Annotated in this window: 16 protein-coding genes and 2 pseudogenes; 8 read left to right on the top strand and 10 right to left on the bottom strand. The window is 72.5% G+C overall.

The window, feature by feature from the left end; translation table 11 throughout:
• Positions 1-103 precede the first annotated feature (103 nt).
• The 5 genes from ABIA32_RS10630 to ABIA32_RS10610 form a co-directional block, all read right to left on the bottom strand.
• Positions 104-952: a PHP domain-containing protein gene (locus ABIA32_RS10630; protein WP_370093748.1), complete on the bottom strand. Its 849-nt coding sequence runs from the start codon at positions 950-952 to the stop codon at positions 104-106.
• A 174-nt stretch (positions 953-1,126) separates the two neighbouring features.
• On the bottom strand, positions 1,127-1,765 hold the full coding sequence (locus tag ABIA32_RS10625) for a DUF6758 family protein (protein WP_370093747.1): 639 nt from the start codon (positions 1,763-1,765) through the stop codon (positions 1,127-1,129).
• A gap of 73 nt (positions 1,766-1,838) precedes the next feature.
• The gene (locus ABIA32_RS10620; RefSeq protein WP_370093746.1) at positions 1,839-2,015 is read right to left on the bottom strand and encodes a hypothetical protein; all 177 of its coding nucleotides are present in this window, start codon (positions 2,013-2,015) and stop codon (positions 1,839-1,841) included.
• Between the two features lie 195 nt (positions 2,016-2,210).
• Positions 2,211-3,092, bottom strand: a complete 882-nt coding sequence (locus tag ABIA32_RS10615) for an alpha/beta fold hydrolase (protein WP_370093745.1) — start codon at positions 3,090-3,092, stop codon at positions 2,211-2,213.
• Between the two features lie 181 nt (positions 3,093-3,273).
• Complete coding sequence (locus ABIA32_RS10610; protein WP_370093744.1) at positions 3,274-6,090, bottom strand: DEAD/DEAH box helicase; 2,817 nt, start codon at positions 6,088-6,090, stop codon at positions 3,274-3,276.
• A gap of 542 nt (positions 6,091-6,632) precedes the next feature.
• Between ABIA32_RS10610 and ABIA32_RS10605 the strand changes: the two genes are divergently transcribed.
• Positions 6,633-7,469 (top strand): ferritin-like fold-containing protein, encoded by an 837-nt coding sequence (locus tag ABIA32_RS10605; protein WP_370093743.1) that lies wholly within the window; start codon positions 6,633-6,635, stop codon positions 7,467-7,469.
• Positions 7,470-7,493: 24 nt separating this feature from the next.
• On the opposite strand, the gene ABIA32_RS10600 is transcribed toward ABIA32_RS10605, so the two are convergent.
• From ABIA32_RS10600 to ABIA32_RS10585, 4 genes are all read right to left on the bottom strand, one after another.
• Positions 7,494-7,775: a hypothetical protein gene (locus ABIA32_RS10600; RefSeq protein ID WP_370093742.1), complete on the bottom strand. Its 282-nt coding sequence runs from the start codon at positions 7,773-7,775 to the stop codon at positions 7,494-7,496.
• A 147-nt stretch (positions 7,776-7,922) separates the two neighbouring features.
• Positions 7,923-8,150, bottom strand: a complete 228-nt coding sequence (locus tag ABIA32_RS10595) for a DUF3107 domain-containing protein (protein WP_370093741.1) — start codon at positions 8,148-8,150, stop codon at positions 7,923-7,925.
• A gap of 97 nt (positions 8,151-8,247) precedes the next feature.
• Positions 8,248-8,889 (bottom strand): TetR/AcrR family transcriptional regulator, encoded by a 642-nt coding sequence (locus ABIA32_RS10590; RefSeq protein WP_370093740.1) that lies wholly within the window; start codon positions 8,887-8,889, stop codon positions 8,248-8,250.
• A gap of 153 nt (positions 8,890-9,042) precedes the next feature.
• Positions 9,043-9,243: a hypothetical protein gene (locus ABIA32_RS10585; RefSeq protein WP_370093739.1), complete on the bottom strand. Its 201-nt coding sequence runs from the start codon at positions 9,241-9,243 to the stop codon at positions 9,043-9,045.
• A gap of 61 nt (positions 9,244-9,304) precedes the next feature.
• Between ABIA32_RS10585 and ABIA32_RS10580 the strand changes: the two genes are divergently transcribed.
• From ABIA32_RS10580 to moeZ, 6 genes and pseudogenes are all read left to right on the top strand, one after another.
• Complete coding sequence (locus ABIA32_RS10580) at positions 9,305-10,258, top strand: alpha/beta fold hydrolase (protein ID WP_370093738.1); 954 nt, start codon at positions 9,305-9,307, stop codon at positions 10,256-10,258.
• A 284-nt stretch (positions 10,259-10,542) separates the two neighbouring features.
• The gene (locus ABIA32_RS10575; RefSeq protein WP_370093737.1) at positions 10,543-12,000 is read left to right on the top strand and encodes a glycosyltransferase; all 1,458 of its coding nucleotides are present in this window, start codon (positions 10,543-10,545) and stop codon (positions 11,998-12,000) included.
• Positions 12,001-12,176: 176 nt separating this feature from the next.
• On the top strand, positions 12,177-13,103 hold the full coding sequence (locus ABIA32_RS10570) for a hypothetical protein (protein WP_370093736.1): 927 nt from the start codon (positions 12,177-12,179) through the stop codon (positions 13,101-13,103).
• A 63-nt stretch (positions 13,104-13,166) separates the two neighbouring features.
• Positions 13,167-14,228, top strand: a pseudogene (locus ABIA32_RS10565) (NAD-dependent epimerase/dehydratase family protein); the annotation flags it as partial.
• A pseudogene (locus tag ABIA32_RS10560) lies at positions 14,211-14,321 on the top strand (reductase); the annotation flags it as partial. The pseudogenes ABIA32_RS10565 and ABIA32_RS10560, both read left to right, overlap by 18 nt.
• A 175-nt stretch (positions 14,322-14,496) precedes the next feature.
• The gene (gene moeZ, locus ABIA32_RS10555) at positions 14,497-15,675 is read left to right on the top strand and encodes an adenylyltransferase/sulfurtransferase MoeZ (protein ID WP_370093735.1); all 1,179 of its coding nucleotides are present in this window, start codon (positions 14,497-14,499) and stop codon (positions 15,673-15,675) included.
• 73 nt (positions 15,676-15,748) lie between these two features.
• Here the strand turns inward: moeZ and ABIA32_RS10550 are convergent, their stop codons facing one another.
• Positions 15,749-18,103, bottom strand: a complete 2,355-nt coding sequence (locus ABIA32_RS10550) for a lysylphosphatidylglycerol synthase domain-containing protein (protein WP_370093734.1) — start codon at positions 18,101-18,103, stop codon at positions 15,749-15,751.
• Between the two features lie 514 nt (positions 18,104-18,617).
• Between ABIA32_RS10550 and ABIA32_RS10545 the strand changes: the two genes are divergently transcribed.
• The gene (locus tag ABIA32_RS10545) at positions 18,618-18,965 is read left to right on the top strand and encodes an MGMT family protein (RefSeq protein ID WP_370093733.1); all 348 of its coding nucleotides are present in this window, start codon (positions 18,618-18,620) and stop codon (positions 18,963-18,965) included.
• Positions 18,966-19,044: the final 79 nt, after the last annotated feature.

Below are 19,044 nucleotides of genomic sequence, written 5' to 3'. Positions count from 1 at the left end.
AGTGGGCGCATGCGTGCGCCCGTCGAAAGTCGCCAGAGGTTAGCAGTTGATCGCACGCCGGTGCGTCGGTCGCGAGTGCGGGTGTCGGGATCCCCGCGGCGGTTCAGCCGGTGACCGGCTTCGCGCCCGTCGCCTGGGAGATCAAGGCCTCGTAGACGGCCGGATCGGTCGTGTTCGCACCGAGCCTGACGGTCTTTCGGCTGCCGTGGTAGTCGGAGGAACCGGTCACCAGAAGCCCGAGATCGCTCGCGAGGGTGCGCAGCCGGGCGCGGCTCGGCTCATCGTGGTCGATGTGGTCGACTTCGAGGGCGGCGAGTCCGGCCGCCGCGAGCTCGGCGATCACCGCGTCCGAGACGGTCCGGCCGCGCTTCGACGCACCCGGGTGCGCGAAGACGGGCACCCCGCCCGCGCCCCGGACCAGCGCGATCGCCTCCACGGGATCGGTCTCCCGCTTGGGCACGTCCGCGCGCCCGCCGTTGGCCAGCCATTCGGGAGTGAACGCATCGTCGACGCTTGCCACGACCTTGGCCTCCACCAGCGCCGACGCGATGTGCGGACGGCCGACCGCGCCCCGGCCGGCGATCCGGCGGACCTGCTCCCAGTCGATCGGCGCACCCAGCGCCCGACAGCGCTCGACGATCGCCTGCGCCCGCCGCACCCGGTCCGTCCTGACGAGCTCCCGCTCGCGTGCGAACGCGGGCTCCTCGGTGTCGAACAGGTAGGCCAGCAGATGCATGGAGATTCCCTCGACCCGGCAAGAGAGCTCTGCCCCGGGCACGAGCGTGAGCGAGGTGCCGCGCAGGGCGTCGATGGCCTCGGCGTACCCGCCGGTGGTGTCGTGGTCGGTCAGCGCGACGACGTCGAGCCCGGCGGCGACCGCGTTCCGGACCAGTTCGGCGGGGGAGTCCGTCCCGTCCGAGGCGTTGCTGTGTGCGTGGAGATCGATGCGCACGGGGGTGACTCCTGGGGACGGGGCGGGGCTTGCGGGGTGTTCCTCCAGCCTACGGGCAGCCGTGATCGGCCGGGGACGAGCGGTGGCGGGAGTGACGGACCGTAGGTCGTCGGCCCTGGCGCGGCCGGAGTCCGGCGACGCGGCACAGCGAGGCTCCGCTGAGGGGCTGGACCGCTACTGCAGGATGCGCGGTGAAAGGGCTCCGCAGGGGAGGAGCTCCAGCTCCGCGCCCGCGTCGCGCAAGTCGGTCAGGACCAGCTCGTCGTACATCAGCAGGCCCGAGCGCTCTGGCCAGACCACCGCCCAGAGCCAGAGCCCGCGTGCCTCGCCCACGAAGACCGCTCGGTCGTCCGGGGCGTTGGGAACATGCCAGAGCGCGGTCGGCCGCCCGGCCGCCAGCACCTTCGCATGCGGGGCCTGGTGCACGGCGATGGCGTCCCCCGGATCAGGGCCGGAGAGGCCGGCGTAGCGCGCGCCCAGGCCGACGCCGAGCTCCTCGGCGATCAGCAGCAGCTCACCCGGACCGCCGAGCGGACCGGGGCCGGAGCAGGCGACGGCGGTCGCGCGGGTGCCGGAGACGTCGTCACCGGCGTGAGCGATCCCCGTGAAGAGCCAGCCCACCGGCAGAGGCCACGGCAGCCAGACGGGAACCTCCGCGCGCGCCACCGCGACGCCCAGTGCCTCGACGCTCGGCGGGACGACGGGCTGCAGCGGATAGACCGTTCCGTGCGCGTCGCACTGCCAGGTGTCGGTGAACAGCCCCGGGGCGCGGACTCGGCCCCCGCACCTCGGGCAACTGGGCTCACCCCTCATAGACGACCACGGTCCTCCGTCGGACCCGGTCCGTCAAGGACGATCACCCGGCCGGGGGACCTGCCGGGTGCGGTCAGAAGGTGGACGCTCCGGCGGCGGCCGCGCCGGCCGCTTCGACCGGCCGGATGTAGAGCCGCTCGCCCGTCGCGGCGGCGTTGTCGATGATGCCGCGGACGGCGTCCGCCTCGGCGATCAGGGCGTCCTCGGCGGTGCCGCCCGCCTCGTTGAGGCGGAAGATCTCGAATCGCATGGGCCTCTCCCTTCTCCTGGTGATGACCAGAGTGCGCGAGGCCTGCTTCGGGGTGGTTAGCAAACCGTTAAGCGCTCGTGTCGAAGTTCGCCACAGTTGTTCACTGGTTGCACTGCTTTTGCGTTCTCCGAAGGGTCCAACGACTCACTCGCCCGGCGGTATTCCGGGATGAAGCAGAAGAAAACTGACGAACCGTCAACTGACGTTCGACCAGAAGGCAGACAGTGAAAGAGCAGTGCTCGCGGGCCGCTCCGCGTTCGGTGAGTGACCTGCGCCCGGAATGACGATGTGCTCGGCCGAGAGCCGCAGCGCCATCTGCGCCTGCAACTCCACCGGCCACGCGTAGTCGCGCTCACCGGACAGGACGAGTTTAGGGAGGGAGAGCCCGGCCAGCTCGTCGACGCGGTCCGGCTCGGAGATCAGCTGCTGCGCCATCGCGGTCAGCGCGGCGGGCACGTTGGCCAGCCAGCGACGGTGCAGGAAGTCGGCGATCTCGGCGCTGAGCTGCACCGATGCGCCGCTCGCCGCGTCCATCTCCTGCATCGCGCGCCAGATCTCCTCCAAGGTCATCACCGGGAGGGCGGCCAGCAGCAGCTTCGCCCGTTCGGTCTCCGAGTCGTCCAGCGCGGCCGGGCCGGTGCTCATCAGGGTCAGCGACGCCCAGGGCAGGGCCGGGCCGCTTGCGCGCAGGGCGGCCACGCGGGCGACGTAGCCGCCGAAGGAGTGCGCGACGAGGTGCAGCGGTCGTCCGGCGGCACGCTCGCGAAGCTCGGCGGTGACGGCGAGCAGGTCAAGGCCGAGCTCCTCCAGCGCGTAGGCGTCTACGTTCTCGGGTCCGCCGGTCTCGTACTGTCCGCGCTGGTCGATGGCGACGACCTCGTACCCGTCCTCGGCCAGCGGCTCCAGCAGGGCGATGAAGTCCTCCTTGCTCCCGGTGAACCCGGGAACGAGCAGGGCGAGGGCCGTCGCCGGCCGCGCCTGCGGCACGGCGTGCAGCGCGGCGAACTCGCCGCGTGCCGTCCGCAGACGCGTGCTGCTCGCGCAGGCGGGCAGGGTCAGAAAGGGCGGCGTGCTCATCGGGAGGAACCTCCTGGCAGTGCGGCGGAGCGCGGTGCGGCGTGCGTCTGCGAGCGTATCGAGGGGATGTGACGCGCAGGTAGCCGGGAACGGCCGAGGCCAGGAGCTCGGGAAAAGCAAAGGCGCGGCGGGTTCACAGGGTCGAACGCCCTGTGAACCCGCCGCGCCTGGGGTGGGAGCGTTACGCCCGCCCGGACTCCGCCGCTGCGGCGGCGGCCGCCGCCTCGGCCAGGCGCACGCTGCGGCGCTTGCGCTTGGGGCGCTCCGCGTCGGCGTCGGCGTCGGTGGAGGTCGCCTCCGCACGCTGGGCGGGGACGTCCTTCTCGGCCTTCTCCGCTACGGGTGCCGTCTTGGCCTTCGCCGTGGCGTCTGTCACCGCGGAGGTAGCCCGACGCCGCTTGCGCGGTGCGGGCACTGCCGTGGTGTCGGCCGGAGCGGGCGCGGCCTCGACGGGCGCCTCGGCGGACTGACTGACGACCTTGGCGGCCGGGTCGGTCACTCCGGACGTGGCCCGACGCCGCTTGCGCGGTGCGACGGCCGTCGGCTCGGCGGCGGCCACGACGGACCGCGCCTCGTCGACGGGCTCAGCCAGAGCCTTCGCGGCCCGAGTCCGACCGCGGCGCGGCTCGGCGGGAGCCTGCTCCGGCGCGGCCTCGACGGTGGCCTGAGCCTCCGCCGTGACCGCCTCGGCGGTCGCCTTGGTGGCGCGGGTGCGCTTGCGCGGGGTGGGAGCCTCGGCGGCGGTGTCCGCCGTCGTGGCCGCCACCGTCGTGGCCTCCACCGGTGCAACCTCGGCGGTCGCCTTGGTGGCCCGGGTGCGCTTGCGCGGCGCCGGAGTCGCCTCGGTCACGTCGGCCTCGACCGGAGCCGGGGCGGAGACCGGGGCCTCAGCCGTCGCCTTGGCGGCGCGAGTACGGCGTCGGGGCGCGGCCGGAGCCTCGTCCTGAACCGTCTCGACCGGCGCGGCGGCCTCGGGCACGGCCTCAGCCATGACCTCCTGCGTCGCCTTGGCCCCGCGGGTGCGTCGGCGCGGGGCCGGCGTCTCCTCGGCCACGGGGGCCTCGACAACGGCCTCCACCGGTGCAACCTCGGCGGTCGCCTTGGCAGCCCGGGTCCGCTTGCGCGGCGCGGGAGCCTCGTCGGCGGACTCGGCGGACTCGGCGGACTCGGCGGGGGCGGTCACGGGGGCGTCAGCCGCGACCGGCTCCGCCTGCGCGACCCGAGCGCGACGACGCGGGGCACGAGCCGTCTCGACAACCGGCTCGGTCGTCTCGGCCGTCTCGACGGCCTCGACAGCCGTCTCCGACTCGGCCGGCTTCGCGGCGGCACGGGAGCGACGACGCGTCGGAGCTGCCTCCGTCACGACCTCCTCCGTCGCCACCGGCGCGGCGACCTCGGCCGGAGCCGCGGTCACGGCCTCGGTAGCGGTCTCCGCGACCTGCGCGGGCTTCGAGCCGCGGGAACGGCGGCGACGCGGCTCGGCGGGGGCCTGCTCCGGCGCGGAATCCGTGCCCGAGGCGTCGGCCTCGGCGGTCACCGCGACGGACGGGGCCAGCGCCTGCACGGCCTCGACCGGGCCGTCCGAGCCATTACGCGTGCGCCGACGACGGCGCTTCGGCGCGTCGGAGCCGGTGCCGGAGACAGCGCTGTCCGTGCCGCGCTCGGCGCGCTCTGAGCGCTCCGTGGCGGGCATCTGCTCCTGGGCGTCCGAGCCGCCGCGCCCGCCACGACGGGGGCGGTCGCGGTCGCGTCGGCCGGCGGGGCGCTCGTGGTCCGCGTCGCGCGCGGGCTTGCGGCGGCCGCCGCCCGGCTCGCCGAGGTCCTCGATCACCTCGGCGTCCAGGCCGGCCCGGGTCCGCTCACCTCGGGGCAAGACGCCCTTCGTGCCGGCCGGGATGTGCAGCTGCTCGTAGAGGTGCGGGGAGGACGAGTACGTCTCCTCCGGCTCGCTGAGCTTCAGGTCCAGCGCCTTGTTGATCAGACCCCAGCGCGGGATGTCGTCCCAGTCCACCAGGGTGACGGCGGTACCCGAAGCGCCCGCGCGACCGGTACGGCCGATGCGGTGCAGGTAGGTCTTCTCGTCCTCGGGGCACTGGTAGTTGATGACGTGCGTGACGCCCTCGACGTCGATGCCGCGGGCGGCGACGTCGGTGCAGACCAGCACGTCGACCTTGCCGTTGCGGAACGCGCGCAGCGCCTGCTCGCGCGCGCCCTGGCCGAGGTCGCCGTGGACCGCGCCGGCCGCGAAGCCGCGCTTGGTCAGCTGCTCGGAGACGTCCGCCGTGGTCCGCTTGGTCCGGCAGAAGATCATCGCCAGGTTGCGGCCCTCGGCCTGCAGGATCCGCGAGACCATCTCGACCTTGTCGAGCGAGTGCGCGCGGTAGATGTGCTGGGAGACCGAGCGAACGGTGGCGCCCTCGTCGTCCGGCGCGGTGGCGCGGATGTGCGTCGGGCGGTTCATGTACCGGCGGGCCAGGCTGATGACCGCGCCCGGCATGGTCGCCGAGAACAGCATGGTCTGACGCTGCGCGGGCAGCATGTCGATGATCTTCTCGACGTCGGGCAGGAAGCCCAGGTCGAGCATCTCGTCGGCCTCGTCCAGGACCAGGACGCGCACCTCGGAGAGGTTCAGCTTGCGCTGCCGGGCGAGGTCCAGCAGACGGCCGGGCGTGCCGACGATGACGTCGACGCCGCGCTCGAGCGCCTCGATCTGGGTCTCGTAGCCGCGTCCGCCGTAGATGGAGAGGATGCGCACGTTGCGCACCTTGCCGGCGACCAGCAGGTCGTTGGTGACCTGGGTGCAGAGCTCGCGCGTCGGCACGACGACGAGCGCCTGGGGCGCGGTCGGCAGCTCGGCGGCGGTGATCCGGCCCGCGTCCACGTCGGCGGCGACGCGGACGGTGTCGATGATGGGAAGTCCGAAGCCCAGGGTCTTGCCGGTGCCGGTCTTGGCCTGGCCGATGACGTCGTGGCCGCTCATGGCGACCGGGAGGGTCATTTCCTGGATCGGGAAGGGAGTGATGATACCGACGGCCTCGAGGGCCTCTGCGGTCTCGGAAAGAATTCCGAGTTCACGGAACGTAGTCAGGACGGTGCCTCTTCCGAAAAGTGGTGCGGCCGATCGCGGGGCGGGCCGGGCGCCCGATGGAGAAGGGCGCGCAGACCGCAACCGGTTTCCTCGCGGCCAGCTCACGCGGCGGCGCGTCGCGGGGCCATTTCGTCCATGGACCCGTCCCTGGGGAGCGGACGCGACGCAGCGCAGTGAGAGGCATTGATGGGAGGCCCGGCGCGGGACCGCGTCTGCGCGGTCTGCGGCGGCCCTCGCTCGGCCACTGCGGGGTCGGTCGGAGCCGATCGTGCGACCGACCGGGCATCCGCGTACGTGAGGCGCGGCGCGTTTCCGAATCGCGGAACACGCCAGGCCTCCCTACCACCATACCGGCAAGGTGAAGATCGAACATGTGACGCGGACGACATCGGGTGCGTTCACGCCCGCTTTCGTGCGTTCTGAGGCCACCTGAGCCCACTAAGGTGCCGCCTATGGAGACGCCTGAAGCAAGCAAGGACGAGTCCGTGGGGTCCGGGGAGAAGGCTGTGAACGTCGACGACGCCGGAATCGCTGTGAACGCCGACAACGCCGCGAACACCGCCGCTGCCGGAAACGATGAGTCCGCTGCCGTGTACCCGTCGATCGGTGACTGGGCGAGCTGCTCGGCAGATCCGGAGTACCGTGCCGCTGTCGTCGACCTGCTCGGTGCGCTGGCCTACGGCGAACTCAGTGCGTTCGAACGTCTCGCGGAGGACGCGAAGCTGGCGCCCACTCTGGAGGACAAGGCGGCGCTGGCGGGGATGGCCGCAGCGGAGTTCGGCCACTACCGGCAACTGCGGGACCGCCTGGCCGAGGTCGGCGTCGTCCCGGCGGAGGCGATGCAGCCCTTCGCCGAGCCGCTGGACTCCTTCCACCGGATGACCGCCCCGGCCGACTGGCCGGAGAGCCTGGTCAAGGCCTACGTCGGCGACTCGATCGCGGCGGACTTCTACCGCGAGGTCGCGGTCCGGCTCGACGACGACACCCGTGAACTGGTCCTGGGCGTGATGGCGGACACCGGCCACGCGGAGTTCGCGGTGGAGAAGGTCCACGAGGCGATCGCCGCCGACCCGCGGATCGGCGGCCGGCTGGCCCTCTGGGGCCGTCGACTGATGGGCGAGGCCCTGAGCCAGGCCCAGCGGGTGGTCGCGGAGCGCGACGCCCTGTCGAACCTGCTGATCGGCGGCGTCGAGGTACGCGGATTCGACCTGGTGGAGGTCGGCAAGATGTTCAACCGCATCACCGAGGCCCACACCCGCCGGATGGCCGCCCTCGGCCTCGCGTCCTAGCCGGCCGACGAATTCGCGGATTCGCTACGCGTGCTTCGGATGGTGGCGGGCTGAGCGCTGGTCCGGGCGGGCCAGCAGTGACACCATCGCGGCTGAGCCGAGCGCGGCGCAGACGACCGTCTGCACCGGGTGGCCGTCGCCGAAGGCGGTGTGGGCGATCCCGCCGAGCAGCAGCGCGGAGCAGAGGCCCGTCAGCACCGTGACCACTCGGGGCGCGGGGAACAGGTCGGACAGCAGCACGGCGGCGCCGAGGCCGATGGCCAGGCCGGCGATCGAGAATGCGATCAGCTCGACGGTCATGCTCATTGGTCATGGCCTCCTGCCTGTCGTCAGTGCGGTCGAGAAAGCCCTACCCAGAACGCGTCCAGGACATACCGAGACATGCGGAACGCCCCGATTTCCTCCTCGAGGAGGAAATCGGGGCGTTCCGTGTTTCTTCGTTCGATCGTTCGATCAGAGCGTGCCGAAGCCGACCTTGCGCGGCGCCTGCTCGCCGATCTCCACGTAGGCCAGGCGCTCGGCCGGGATAAGGATCTTGCGTCCGTGCTCGTCCGCCAGCTTCAGCAGCTTCGCAGTGCCGTCCAGCGCCGCCGCGACCGCGCTCTCGACCTCGTCGGCAGTCTGCGCACTCTCGAGAACGATCTCCCGAGCCGCGTTCTGCACGCCGATCTTGACCTCCACGGCTTCGTCCCTCCGGCCCCATCAAACAGGCGTTCGTCGTTCCACGCGTGACCGGACCGGCCGCGCGCCGTACGGCCCCACGATACGGCCTGATGGATCAGTGCGCGGTGTCCCCGCCGTGCATCGGGAAGCCCTTGAGGCCACGCCAGGAAAGGCTGGACACCAGGCGGACCGCCTCGTCCTGCGGAATGGTGCTGCCCTGCGCGAGCCAGAAGCGGGCGGTGATCTGGCAGAGACCGCAGACGCCGACGGCCAGCAGCATGGCCTCTTCCTCGGGCAGGTCGGTGTCCTCGGCGATCACCTTGCTGACCAGCGTGGCGGTGTCCCTGGTGACCCGCTCGACGCGCTCACGGACCGCGTCCTCGTTGGTCAGGTCCGACTCGAAGACCAGTCGGAACGCGCCGGACTCGGAGGCGACGTAGGCGAAGTAGGCCTCGGTGGTCGCCAGCACACGGAGCTTGTTGTCCGTGGTGGCCTCGAGCGCGGTGCGGATCGCGTCGACCAGCGCCTCGCAGTGCTTGTCCAGCAGCGCGAGGTAGAGCTCCAGCTTCCCGGGGAAGTGCTGGTACAGCACCGGCTTGCTGACGCCGGCGCGCTCGGCGATGTCGTCCATCGCCGCGGCGTGGTAGCCCTGGGCGACGAAGACCTCCTGGGCGGCGCCCAGGAGCTGGTTGCGACGGGCACTGCGCGGCAGGCGAGTGCCGCGGGGGCGCTCAGCCGTGTCCTGGATCGCCGTCACGGTGCTCCTCACTCAACTTCTCGGCGGCACCGGGTGGCCCGGGGCCGTTCGGGTCGTACTCGCCGCCATCCTACTTGTGGGTAATCCCCAGCGCCGCAGGTCGAGGCGAGAAAGTACGGTCCACGGCTTGTGAGGATTCCACAAGGTGCCTGGCTAGCGGTACTCGTCTTCGTCGATTCGAACCTCGACCTTCTGCTGCAGGGTGTCCGCGACGGGTGACTCCAGTGCGAGATCGTCCTCGGTGAGCTCCGGAACGGCCTGGGCGTCCATCTCGTCCTCCGGCTCCACCTCCGGTCGCTCGTCCGCCTCGGCGACCTCGAGGGAGTCGAGCGCGGCGTCGTTGACCTCGGTCATGGCGGCCTCCCTGGCGCGGATCCCGGTGCCCTCGCGACACCGCACTCTTAGCATCGTCCTCATGAGTGGACTGCGCGAGACATTCGAGGCCGAGACCGCAACGGGCAGCGACCGGCTGCACGAACTCCAAGTGCCAGGGAGTCCCCTGTACGCCGAGGCGCAGCCGCCGCGGCGTCCTGGCCTGCCTCCGGCGCTCTTCGTGCACGGGCTCGGCGGGTGCACGCGGAACTGGGAACTGCTCATGGCCGAGCTGGCCGGGACGGTCGACGGCCACGCGCTCGACCTCCCCGGCTTCGGCCAGTCCCCGCCGCCGGACGACGCGGACCTCTCGCTCAACGCACACATGCGGGCGGTGATCGACTTCATCGAGCTGAGCGGACGCGGCCCGGTCCACCTCTTCGGCAACTCGCTCGGCGGCGCGGTGGTCACGCGGCTGGCCGCGCTCCGGCCGGACCTGGTCCGCACCCTGACCCTGATCTCTCCGGCGCTGCCCGAGCTGCCGCCGCAGACGACGGCGTGGCCGACGGCGCTGCTCGGCATGCCCGGCGCGGCCGGGCTCATCCGCCGCGCTTCCCGGGGGCAGGCGCTGGAGCAGCAGACGCAGGCTCTGATGGACCTCTGCTACGGCGACCCCGGCCTCATCCCGCCCGAGCGGCGGGCGCTGATGGTCGCGGAGTACCGGCGCCGGGCGGAGCTCCCGTATGCCCTGGACGTCCTCTCCCGCAGCGCGCGCGGCATCGTCCGCGCCTACACGGAGCGTGGCGAGCAGTCGCTGTGGCGCCAGGCGGAGCGGGTGACCGCCCCGACGCTGCTGGTCTACGGCCTGAAGGACAAGCTCGTCGGATACCGCATGGCCCGCCGCGCTTCGAAGGCCTTCGCCGACTCGCGCCTCTTCGTCCTGCCGCGGGCCGGCCACGTCGCCATGATGGAGTACCCGGAACTGGTCGCTTCCCGGTTCGAGGAACTGCTGACCGAGCTCACGGCACGTCAGCAACACCTCGCTGCCGCGGAGTAGCGCGCCCGCGGTTGCGTTCGCTCCCGCCTGTGGAGGTGCAACCACGGGGGGCTTCACTCCTTCGGGTGGTAGGCGGCCGGATGGCCGACTCCGTGTCAGTGCTGCGACGTAGTTTCGTGCCGTCGGCCGAACACGCGTCCCCGCGTCGGGGTTCACCAGCGGCCGCCGTATGCGTGGTGGGGGAGTCTGCGGTCGGTCCAGCCGGGCTGGGCGGCCGGGTGGGGCCTCTCCGGCTGCGCTCAACATGCCGCTGACGTCGTCCCCGCTTCCGGACCGGAGGTCCCATGCGCATCGCCTTGGTCACCGAGAGTGCCACCTCCGTCGCCTGGAGCGACAGGCTCGCGGCCTCCCTCGCGGAGCACGAGTTCGTACGACTGTCTCCCAGCGACGCCGAGCCCCGCCGGGTCGCGCCGCCCCTCGGCGGGCGCAGACGGCGGGCCGCGCTCGCCGCGTACGGCGAGCTGGTTCGCGCGCTGGTCGACGCTCGCGCCGCCGCCGGCTTCGCACCGGCGCTGTACGCCCTCGCCGAGGCGGGGCGCGCGGGCGGGCTGCCCGCTCTGCTGAGGTCCGGCGCGGCCGTGCGGACGCTCGAGCAGGCGTGGCTCGGCTCCGCGTCTGCCATCGCCGCCGGTCCCGGTGACGCCGGTGTGCCGCTGGTGCAGGACGTCCTGGTGGCAGCCGATCTACTGGAGCAGGCCCTGCGCCCGCTCTCGCTGTCCTGGTACGGCACCAGGGGCGCGCTTGCGGGCGTCGACGTCTGCCATGTCGTCGGGGGCGCCCCGAGCGTGCTCGCCGCGCTCGCGGCCAAGCGTCTGCTCGGGCTGCCGATGCTGCTGACCGAGCACAGCCTGCACCTCCGCGAGCGCTACCGCGGATACCGCGAGTCCCGCTACCGGCGGCCGGTCCGGGCGCTGCTGCTCGCCTTCCACCGTCTGCTGGCGGGGGAGGCCTACGCCCAGGCCGGTGTGATCACGCCGGGCAGCGCCTTCGACCAGCGCTGGCAGGAGTACTGCGGCGCGCAGCGCGAGCGGATCCGGGTCGTCTACGAGGCCACGCCGCTCGCTGACGAGCCACCGGTCGGTACCGAGCCCGAGCGGCCGATCCTCGCCTGGCTCGGGCCGATCGAGCCCAGCGGTGGGCTGGAGTCGATGCTGCGAGCCTTCGCCCTTGTCCGCGAGGAAGTGCCCACGGCCGTACTCCGCGTCCACGGCGAGGCGCCCGTAGGCGCGGCCGGGTACGAGGCCCACTGCCGGGCCCTCGCCAAGCACCTCTTCGACTCGGCGCCGGACGCCGTCTCCTTCGACGGCACGCCGCTGCGGCTACGCTCGGTCTACGAGCACGCGACGGTGCTGGTCTTCTCCGGCAGCGAGGGCGTCCGGCCGCAGCTGCTCGCGGCGTCGCAGCTCAGCGGGCGTCCGCTCGTCGCCACCGACGCGGGTGCCGCCCGCGAGGTGCTCGGTCCGACGGGGTTGCTGGTTCCCGTCGGGGAGCCCGCCCCGCTCGCCGCCGCCTGCGCAGCCCTGCTGGGCGACGAGGAGCGGCGGGCCCGGCTGGGCCACGCCGGGCGGCTGCGTGCCCAGGAGCTGTACGCGGTCGAGCCGGCCATCGACGCCTTCCGCGCGCTCTACCTCGAGCTCGCGGCCGAGCTGCCCGCACCCGCTCCGGAGCCGGACTCGCAGCCCTTCGCGCGTCCGGCCGAGTACTGGGTCGGCGCGTTTCCGAAGGGGGTGCCTGCCCGATGACGCCACGTCATGCCGCCCGCGGTGGCTCGACTCCCCGGCACGGCGGCGCAAGCGGGGCCGGTCAGGCCGCCGCCGCGCGCTCCGGGCCCGGCCGGCACGGCGCGTCTTCGCGTCCGGCCCGGCCGTCGACGGTTCCGCCCCGGCCCCGATCGGTGGCGGATCCTGTGCATGCGTTGATGGAGCGTCATCAGGAGCTCTGCGCGGACGCGGTGGATCCGCTCGACATCGCGGAGGTGCTGGAGCGGTCCGGCATCGGCCCCGGCGCGGCCGGGCGCTATCGGCACGCTGATGTCTTCTCGCTCGCGGAGGAGATGTACGCGCGGGTGCCCCGACGTGCCGTCGCCCCCGCCCGGAGCGAGAGCCCCTGGCGCCGCCGGGCCCGCCCGGCGTTGGCGATCGCCGGGTGGCTGCTGGGGGTCGCGCTGCTGCTGTGGGCTCTCTCGGCGGCGCTCGGTCTCCACGTGCCGCTCGGTGCCCGGATCGCGGCCTACGCCGCTGCCGTGGCGCTGGTGCTGGGCCGTGGGGCCCCGCTGTGGCGGCGTGCGTTGCTGGCTCTCGGTCTGGGCTCGCTGCTGGCCCTGGTGCAGGGGGTCGGACCGCCGCAGATCGCTCTGACGGCGGCTGCCGGCCTGGCCGACTGGTGCGCCCGCTGGTTCCGGCACATCGGCTGGGGACACTCCCTGGCCCGGTCCGCCAGGGAGTTCCGTTCCCGGATGCGTCCGGTGCTGCCTGCTACGGCCGGGCTCTTCCTGGCGGTGCTCGCCGGGCTCACGGTCGCCGCCTCGGCGCTGCCGCGCGGCGAGGGCGGGCTCACCGCGGGTGCTGGCACGGGTGCGGCTTGGCTGTCCCAGGGCCTGGCGGGAACGGCGCTGCTGTTCACGCTGCTCCTCTGGCACTGCGGGCGGCAGCGTGCCGCGCTCCTGGCGCTGGCCGGCTGCTGCCTCTCGGCCGGTATCGCTCGGGCGATACCGGCCGCCCACGCGGACGTGTCCGGCTGGGCGTGCGGCCTGACGGCAGTACTACTGCTGCCCTACGCCTGGGTCACCCTGCTCAGCCCGACCTCCCACCGCGCGCCCGGCGGCCCGTCGGCCCGCGACGCGTAGGGCGCGTTCCGCCCTCGCCTGCCGGGGTCCACGCCGCGAACGCCTCTTGGACTGGCGCCCCCCATGAGACGGCGGGGGACCGGCGGCCACTGCCTCCGGCGGGGCAACGGAAGCGATCGGGCCGCAAGGAAGAGCGACGAACCGTCTGCGGGACGGCGAATCTGCCCAGCCCACCCAGGACGAGCGCCCGCCCGATCGCCCCGACCGCCCGCCCGCTCGACCCGACCGTCCGCCCGGCTCGCCGAAGCGTCCGGCCCCCGACTTCTCCTGACCGAGCATCAAACCGCACAACGGAAGGACCACCTCATGAGGGTGCTGCTGCTGGGCGCCGACGGCTTCATCGGCCGTCGGGTCGCCGACCGACTCTTCGCCGACCCGGAGCTTCAGGTCACCGTCCTCGGTCGACGTGACTCCGCCGACATCCGCTTCGATCTGGCCGCCGGCAGCCCCGGCGCGCTGGCCCGGTTCCTGGACGCGGTCATGCCGCGCGTGGTGGTCAACTGCGCGGGGGCTACCTACGGGAGTCCCCGCGATCTCGTCCGCGCCAACACCCAGGCCGTCGCCACGGTCTGTGAGGCGATCCGGCGCAGCCACGATCCGGCGCGGCTGGTGCACGTCGGCTCCGCCGCCGAGTACGGGCCGGTGCCGATCGGCACTGCCACGGCCGAGACCGCCGAGCCGCGCCCGCTCGGGCCCTACGGCGTCACCAAGCTCGCCGGCACCGAGCTCGCCCTGTCCTCCGGGCTCGACGCAGTCGTGCTGCGGATCTTCGACGTGGTCGGCCCCGGCGTGCCCGCGGGCTCGCTCTTCGGCCGGCTCTCCGAGGGTCTGCGGCGGGCGCTCGAGCGCGGCGAGCCGCACGTGCGCACCGCGGATCTGTCCGCATTCCGAGACTTCGTCGACGTCAGGGACGTCGCCCGCGCCGTCCAGTCCGCCGCGGTCTCCGCAGCGACGGGCGTTATCAACATCGGCGGCGGCTCGGGCGTGCGAATGCGTGACGCGGCCGCGCTGCTGGTGCGGGCGTCCGGTTTCGAGGGTCGGCTGATGGAGGAGAGCCGGAGCCCGATCTCGGGCGCCGACGCGGCCGACCGGCCGATGGAGGTGCTCTGGCGGCAGGCCGACATCCGTACGGCCAGGGAGCGGCTCGGCTGGCGGCCGAGGGTCCCGCTGGAGGAGTCCCTCGCGGACATCTGGATGGAGACAGCCTGCCGAGTCTGAAGTTCCGGCCGGGCGGTTCCGCGGGGCGCGCGGGAGGGCGCCCGGCAGGCCGGTCGGCTGGGCGTGATTCGTCTCACGCTATGTCTCGCACCGTGGACCGGGGGCTCTGGAATACGCCGCCGCGTGGCACTGTTGGGCAGGAGAACACATCGCCTGACCACCACCGGAGTCCCCCGTGTCGCTGCCACCCCTGGTCGAGCCCGCAGCCGAGCTCACCGTGGACGAGGTCCGCAGGTACTCCCGCCACCTGATCATCCCGGATGTCGGGATGGACGGGCAGAAGCGGTTGAAGAACGCCAAGGTGCTCTGTGTGGGCGCCGGCGGACTGGGTTCCCCCGCGCTGATGTACCTCGCCGCGGCGGGCGTCGGCACGCTGGGCATCGTCGAGTTCGACACCGTCGACGAGTCGAACCTGCAGCGTCAGATCATCCACGGCCAGTCCGACATCGGTCGGTCCAAGGCCGAGTCCGCGCGTGACTCGGTCCAGGAGATCAACCCCTACGTGAACGTGATCCTGCACGAGGAGCGCCTCGACGTCGACAACGTCAAGGAGATCTTCGCGGGCTACGACCTGATCGTCGACGGCACGGACAACTTCGCGACCCGCTACCTGGTCAACGACGCCGCGGTGCTGCTCGGCAAGCCCTACGTGTGGGGCTCGATCTACCGCTTCGACGGCCAGGCCTCGGTCTTCTGGGCCGAGCACGGCCCCTGCTACCGCTGCCTCTACCCGGAGGCCCCGCCGCCGGGCATGGTCCCCTCCTGCGCCGAGGGCGGCGTGTTGGGCGTGCTCTGCGCGTCCATCGGGTCGATCCAGGTCACCGAGGCCATCAAGCTCCTCGCGGGCGTGGGCGAGCCGCTGGTCGGCCGTCTGATGATCTACGACGCCCTGGAGATGCAGTACCGCCAGGTCAAGGTCCGCAAGGACCCTGACTGCGCGCTCTGCGGCGAGAACCCGACGGTCACCGACCTCATCGACTACGAGGCCTTCTGCGGCGTCGTCTCCGAGGAGGCCCAGGCGGCCGCCGTGGGCAACACGATCACGCCGAAGCAGCTCAAGCAGTGGCAGGACGACGAAGAGGACATCTTCCTCGTCGACGTCCGCGAGCCCGGCGAGTACGAGATCGTCAGCATCCCCGGCGCGACGCTGATCCCGAAGAACGAGTTCCTGCTCGGCAACGCGTTGGAGAAGATGCCGCAGGACAAGAAGATCGTCCTGCACTGCAAGACGGGCGTCCGGTCCGCCGAGGTGCTGGCGGTGCTCCACGCGGCGGGCTTCGCCGACGCGGTCCACGTCGGTGGCGGCGTCATCGGCTGGGTCAACACGATCGAGCCCCACAAGCCGATCTACTGACGCCTGACGTCTCGAGTCGGACGAACGAACGCCCTCCCGGCCTCGGCCGGGAGGGCGTTCGTTCGTCTCCGTGCTACAGGCCGCCCTTGCGCTGCAGGTATCCGAAGCAGAGCCAGCCCGGCAGCACCGGGAACCAGAAGGTCAGGATGCGGAACATCAGCACCGCCGGACCCGCGATCGAACCCGGCACGCCCGCCGCCGAGCTCAGCAGCAGGATCAGCGCCGCGTCGATCGTGCCGATGCCGCCGGGCACCGGCACCGCCGAGCCCGCCGCGTTGCCCGCCAGGTAGACGACGGCGATCGCCGCGAAGCCCGCCGATCCGCCGAAGGCGCGGACGCAGGCGTCCAGGCAGGCGATGAAGGCCAGCGAGACCAGCACGATGCCGCCGAAGCCGGTGGCCAGCTTGGACGGCGTCCGCAAGAGGTCGAGCATGCGGGGGATCACCCCGACGAAGAGGAGCCGCAGCTGCTGGAAGAGCCAGCGCCGCAGCGGCGGGATCGCGGCCACGATCAGCACCACGACCGCCGCCACCAGCAGCACGGTGATCACGGTCCGCGCCGAGGGCACGTCCGAGCTGCTGGCCGTGCCCGCGATGAAGCCGAAGCCCAGCAGCAGCACGATGTGCATGGCCAGGCCGACCAGCTGCGAGGCGCCGACGCTGGCGACCGCCTGGCCGGGCCGGACACCGGCCCGCTGCAGGAAGCGGGCGTTCAGGGCGACACCGCCGACGGCCGCAGGGGCCACCAGCTTCACGAAGGAGCCGGCCACCTGGGCGGCGATGGTCCGCCAGAAGGGCAACTGCTCCGGCACGAAGCCGGCCAGGCTCATCGCCGCGCCGAGGTAGCTCGCGGCCGACGCGCCCGCCGCGACGGCGATCCAGCCCCACTGGGCGTGGGCGAGATGGGTCAGCGGGTTGTTGGTCAGCTGGCCGACCAGCAGGTACGCGGCGAATGCACCGGCGATCAGGCTGATCAGGGTCTTCGGCCTGAGCCGCTCCAACTTGGCGGGCTCCACCGGAGCCTGCGGCACCAGCGCCAGGATCTCCTCGCGGATCAGCGAGAGCAGGTCGGCGGGGTCCGGGCTGGCCTCCAGGGCCTCCTCGACCTTCACGCCGGCCGCGATCTGGGCGTCCCGCTCGGCCTGCACCTCCGCCTTCCGGTGCCGGTGATAGACCTTCAGATCCTGGCGGGTGGAGCGGCTCAGCCCCACCGGCTGCAGCATCGGCAGCGCCGCCGCCGTCCGGTTGGTACCCAGCACCTCCGTCGCGGAGGTGACCGCGCGCTCCGGGCCGACCCGCAGCGCGAAGGTGGTCAGCAGCTGCGCCACGTCCATGCGCAGGGCCAGGTCCCCGGCCGCGATGTCGCCGCCGGCCAGGTTGACCAGGCAGGTGCCGGAGTCCTCGGTGACCAGCAGCGCCTTGGCGGTGAGCTGGCGGTGCGCGATCCGGCGGTCGTGCAGGGTCCGCACCGAGGTCCAGGCGTCGACCAGGATCTTGTCGGTGATCTCCTCGTCGGCGATGTCTGCGAAGGCCCGCCCCTCGATCCGCTCGTAGACCAGGATCACCGCGTCCGGACCGAGCTCCGAGGTGGCGATCAGGTGCGGCGAGTGCGCGCCGGCGGCGTTCGCCGCGTAGGCGATCAAAGCCTCCTGCTCCAGCGCCTGACGCAGCGACTGCGGACTGGAGCGGGTGGCCACGGCGCGCAGCCGCAACCGTCGCCAGAACCGGTAGAAGAAGCCGGAGGCCTGCTGCTCCCGGTCGATGACGTGGACGTCGAGGGGCGGGCCGACCTGTTGGACGACCAGGTAGCGGCGGGTGCCCTCGGGGCCGTCGGGGGAGCGGTGCGCGGTGATCGGGTCGAAGCCGACCTTGCGCAGCCCGGCGAGCAGGTGCTCTCCGGTCGGCCGGACGTTCGGGCTGCCGACGGCGTAGAGGGTGCCGTAGGCGACGGTCAGGCCGAGCAGGATGGTGATGGCGATCGAGAGCGGCGTGGTGTTCGCGCTCACCAGTTCGGACAGGCTGTCGAGCAGCACCACGAGCCAGAGCGCGACCCGCCAGCGGGGCCGGCTCGCCATGCCGACGGCGGTCATATAGGCGATGACCGGCGTCAGATAGCCGTGGACCGGGTCGGAGTTGCCCACGACGAGGGCGGACCTGATCGATTGCGGCGCCGCGCGGACGACCCAGAGGTCGATGCCGAGCGAGAGCCCGTGCGCGAGTACGGCGGCGAGCACGCCGTCGGCGACGCGGAGACCGTCACGCTTGATCAGCCGCTCGACGGCGAAGGCCACCGGCACGACGAGCACGGCGGCCGTGGAGAAGAAGCTGGTGATGGTGACCAGGAAGCTGGGCAGCCGGGTCGCCCCGGAGGTGATGTCGGTGGTCAGCCCGTTCGTGGTCGAGGTGGCGATGCTGGCGAGCACCAGCACGCCGGCGATGCCGAGCAGCCCGAGCAGGAAGCGCAGAAGGTCGGAGGGGCGGTGTGCGCGCGGCGAGCAGTGGCTCGTTGACGGCGACGGTGACCTGGTCGGGCCCGTCGAACTCGTCGGGGTGGGGGGTGGCGTGCGGTGCCGGGCGTTCGGCCGGCACGGAGGCGGAACGCTTCACCAAATCGACAGCAGGTTCGGACGGGGGCTCTGCAGCAGGCTCTGCAGCGGGCTCGGGCACGCCTCGGGACGCGTCGGCGGAATGGCCCGCGCTCGCGCTCGATCCGGTCATCTGTACCTGTATGCCTTCTGTCCGTCCGCCTGCCATCGTCCCCTCAGGGTCCCCTCAGGTCATTCAAGGGTGGCACGGTCGGATCGAGCGCGCGGCGGTGAGGCCTCCCCATCCCGACCCTCGGCGGATGCTACATTCCCCCGGCCGGGTGAGCGAGGACGTTCTCGGCGGGTTTCCCCCGTGGGTGTATCCGTTCCGCACGTGCTGTCGTAGGCGTGCGCCAGAATGCTGGATGTGAACGAAGAGGCGCCGGGGACGGAGCTGCCGCCCTACGCGGAGCGCGTGCTGGAAGTGGCGGAGATCATTCCGGCCGGACGAGTGATGACCTACGGGGACGTGGCCGAGTATGTCGGCGAAGGCGGGCCACGGCAGGTCGGGCGGGTGATGGCGCTCTACGGCGGACCGGTTCCGTGGTGGCGGGTGATCCGCGCTGACGGTCGGCTGCTGCCGGGCCACGAACTGCGCGCGCTGGAGCAGTATCGGGTCGAGGGCACGCCCCTGCGCGAGGTCGCCGGGCAGCACATGCCCCGCGTGGACCTGCGCCGGGCCCGCTGGGACGGGCGTTCCGGGTGATCCGGTCGAGCTGAGTGATCCGAGCGATTCGAGCGGTCCGAGTGATTCTCTCGAGGCGGAGCGCGTGCTTCGGAACGTG

This window comes from Streptacidiphilus sp. MAP12-20 (assembly GCF_041262525.1).
Taxonomy (GTDB): domain Bacteria; phylum Actinomycetota; class Actinomycetes; order Streptomycetales; family Streptomycetaceae; genus Streptacidiphilus.
This window is presented reverse-complemented; position numbering and strand designations above follow the sequence as displayed.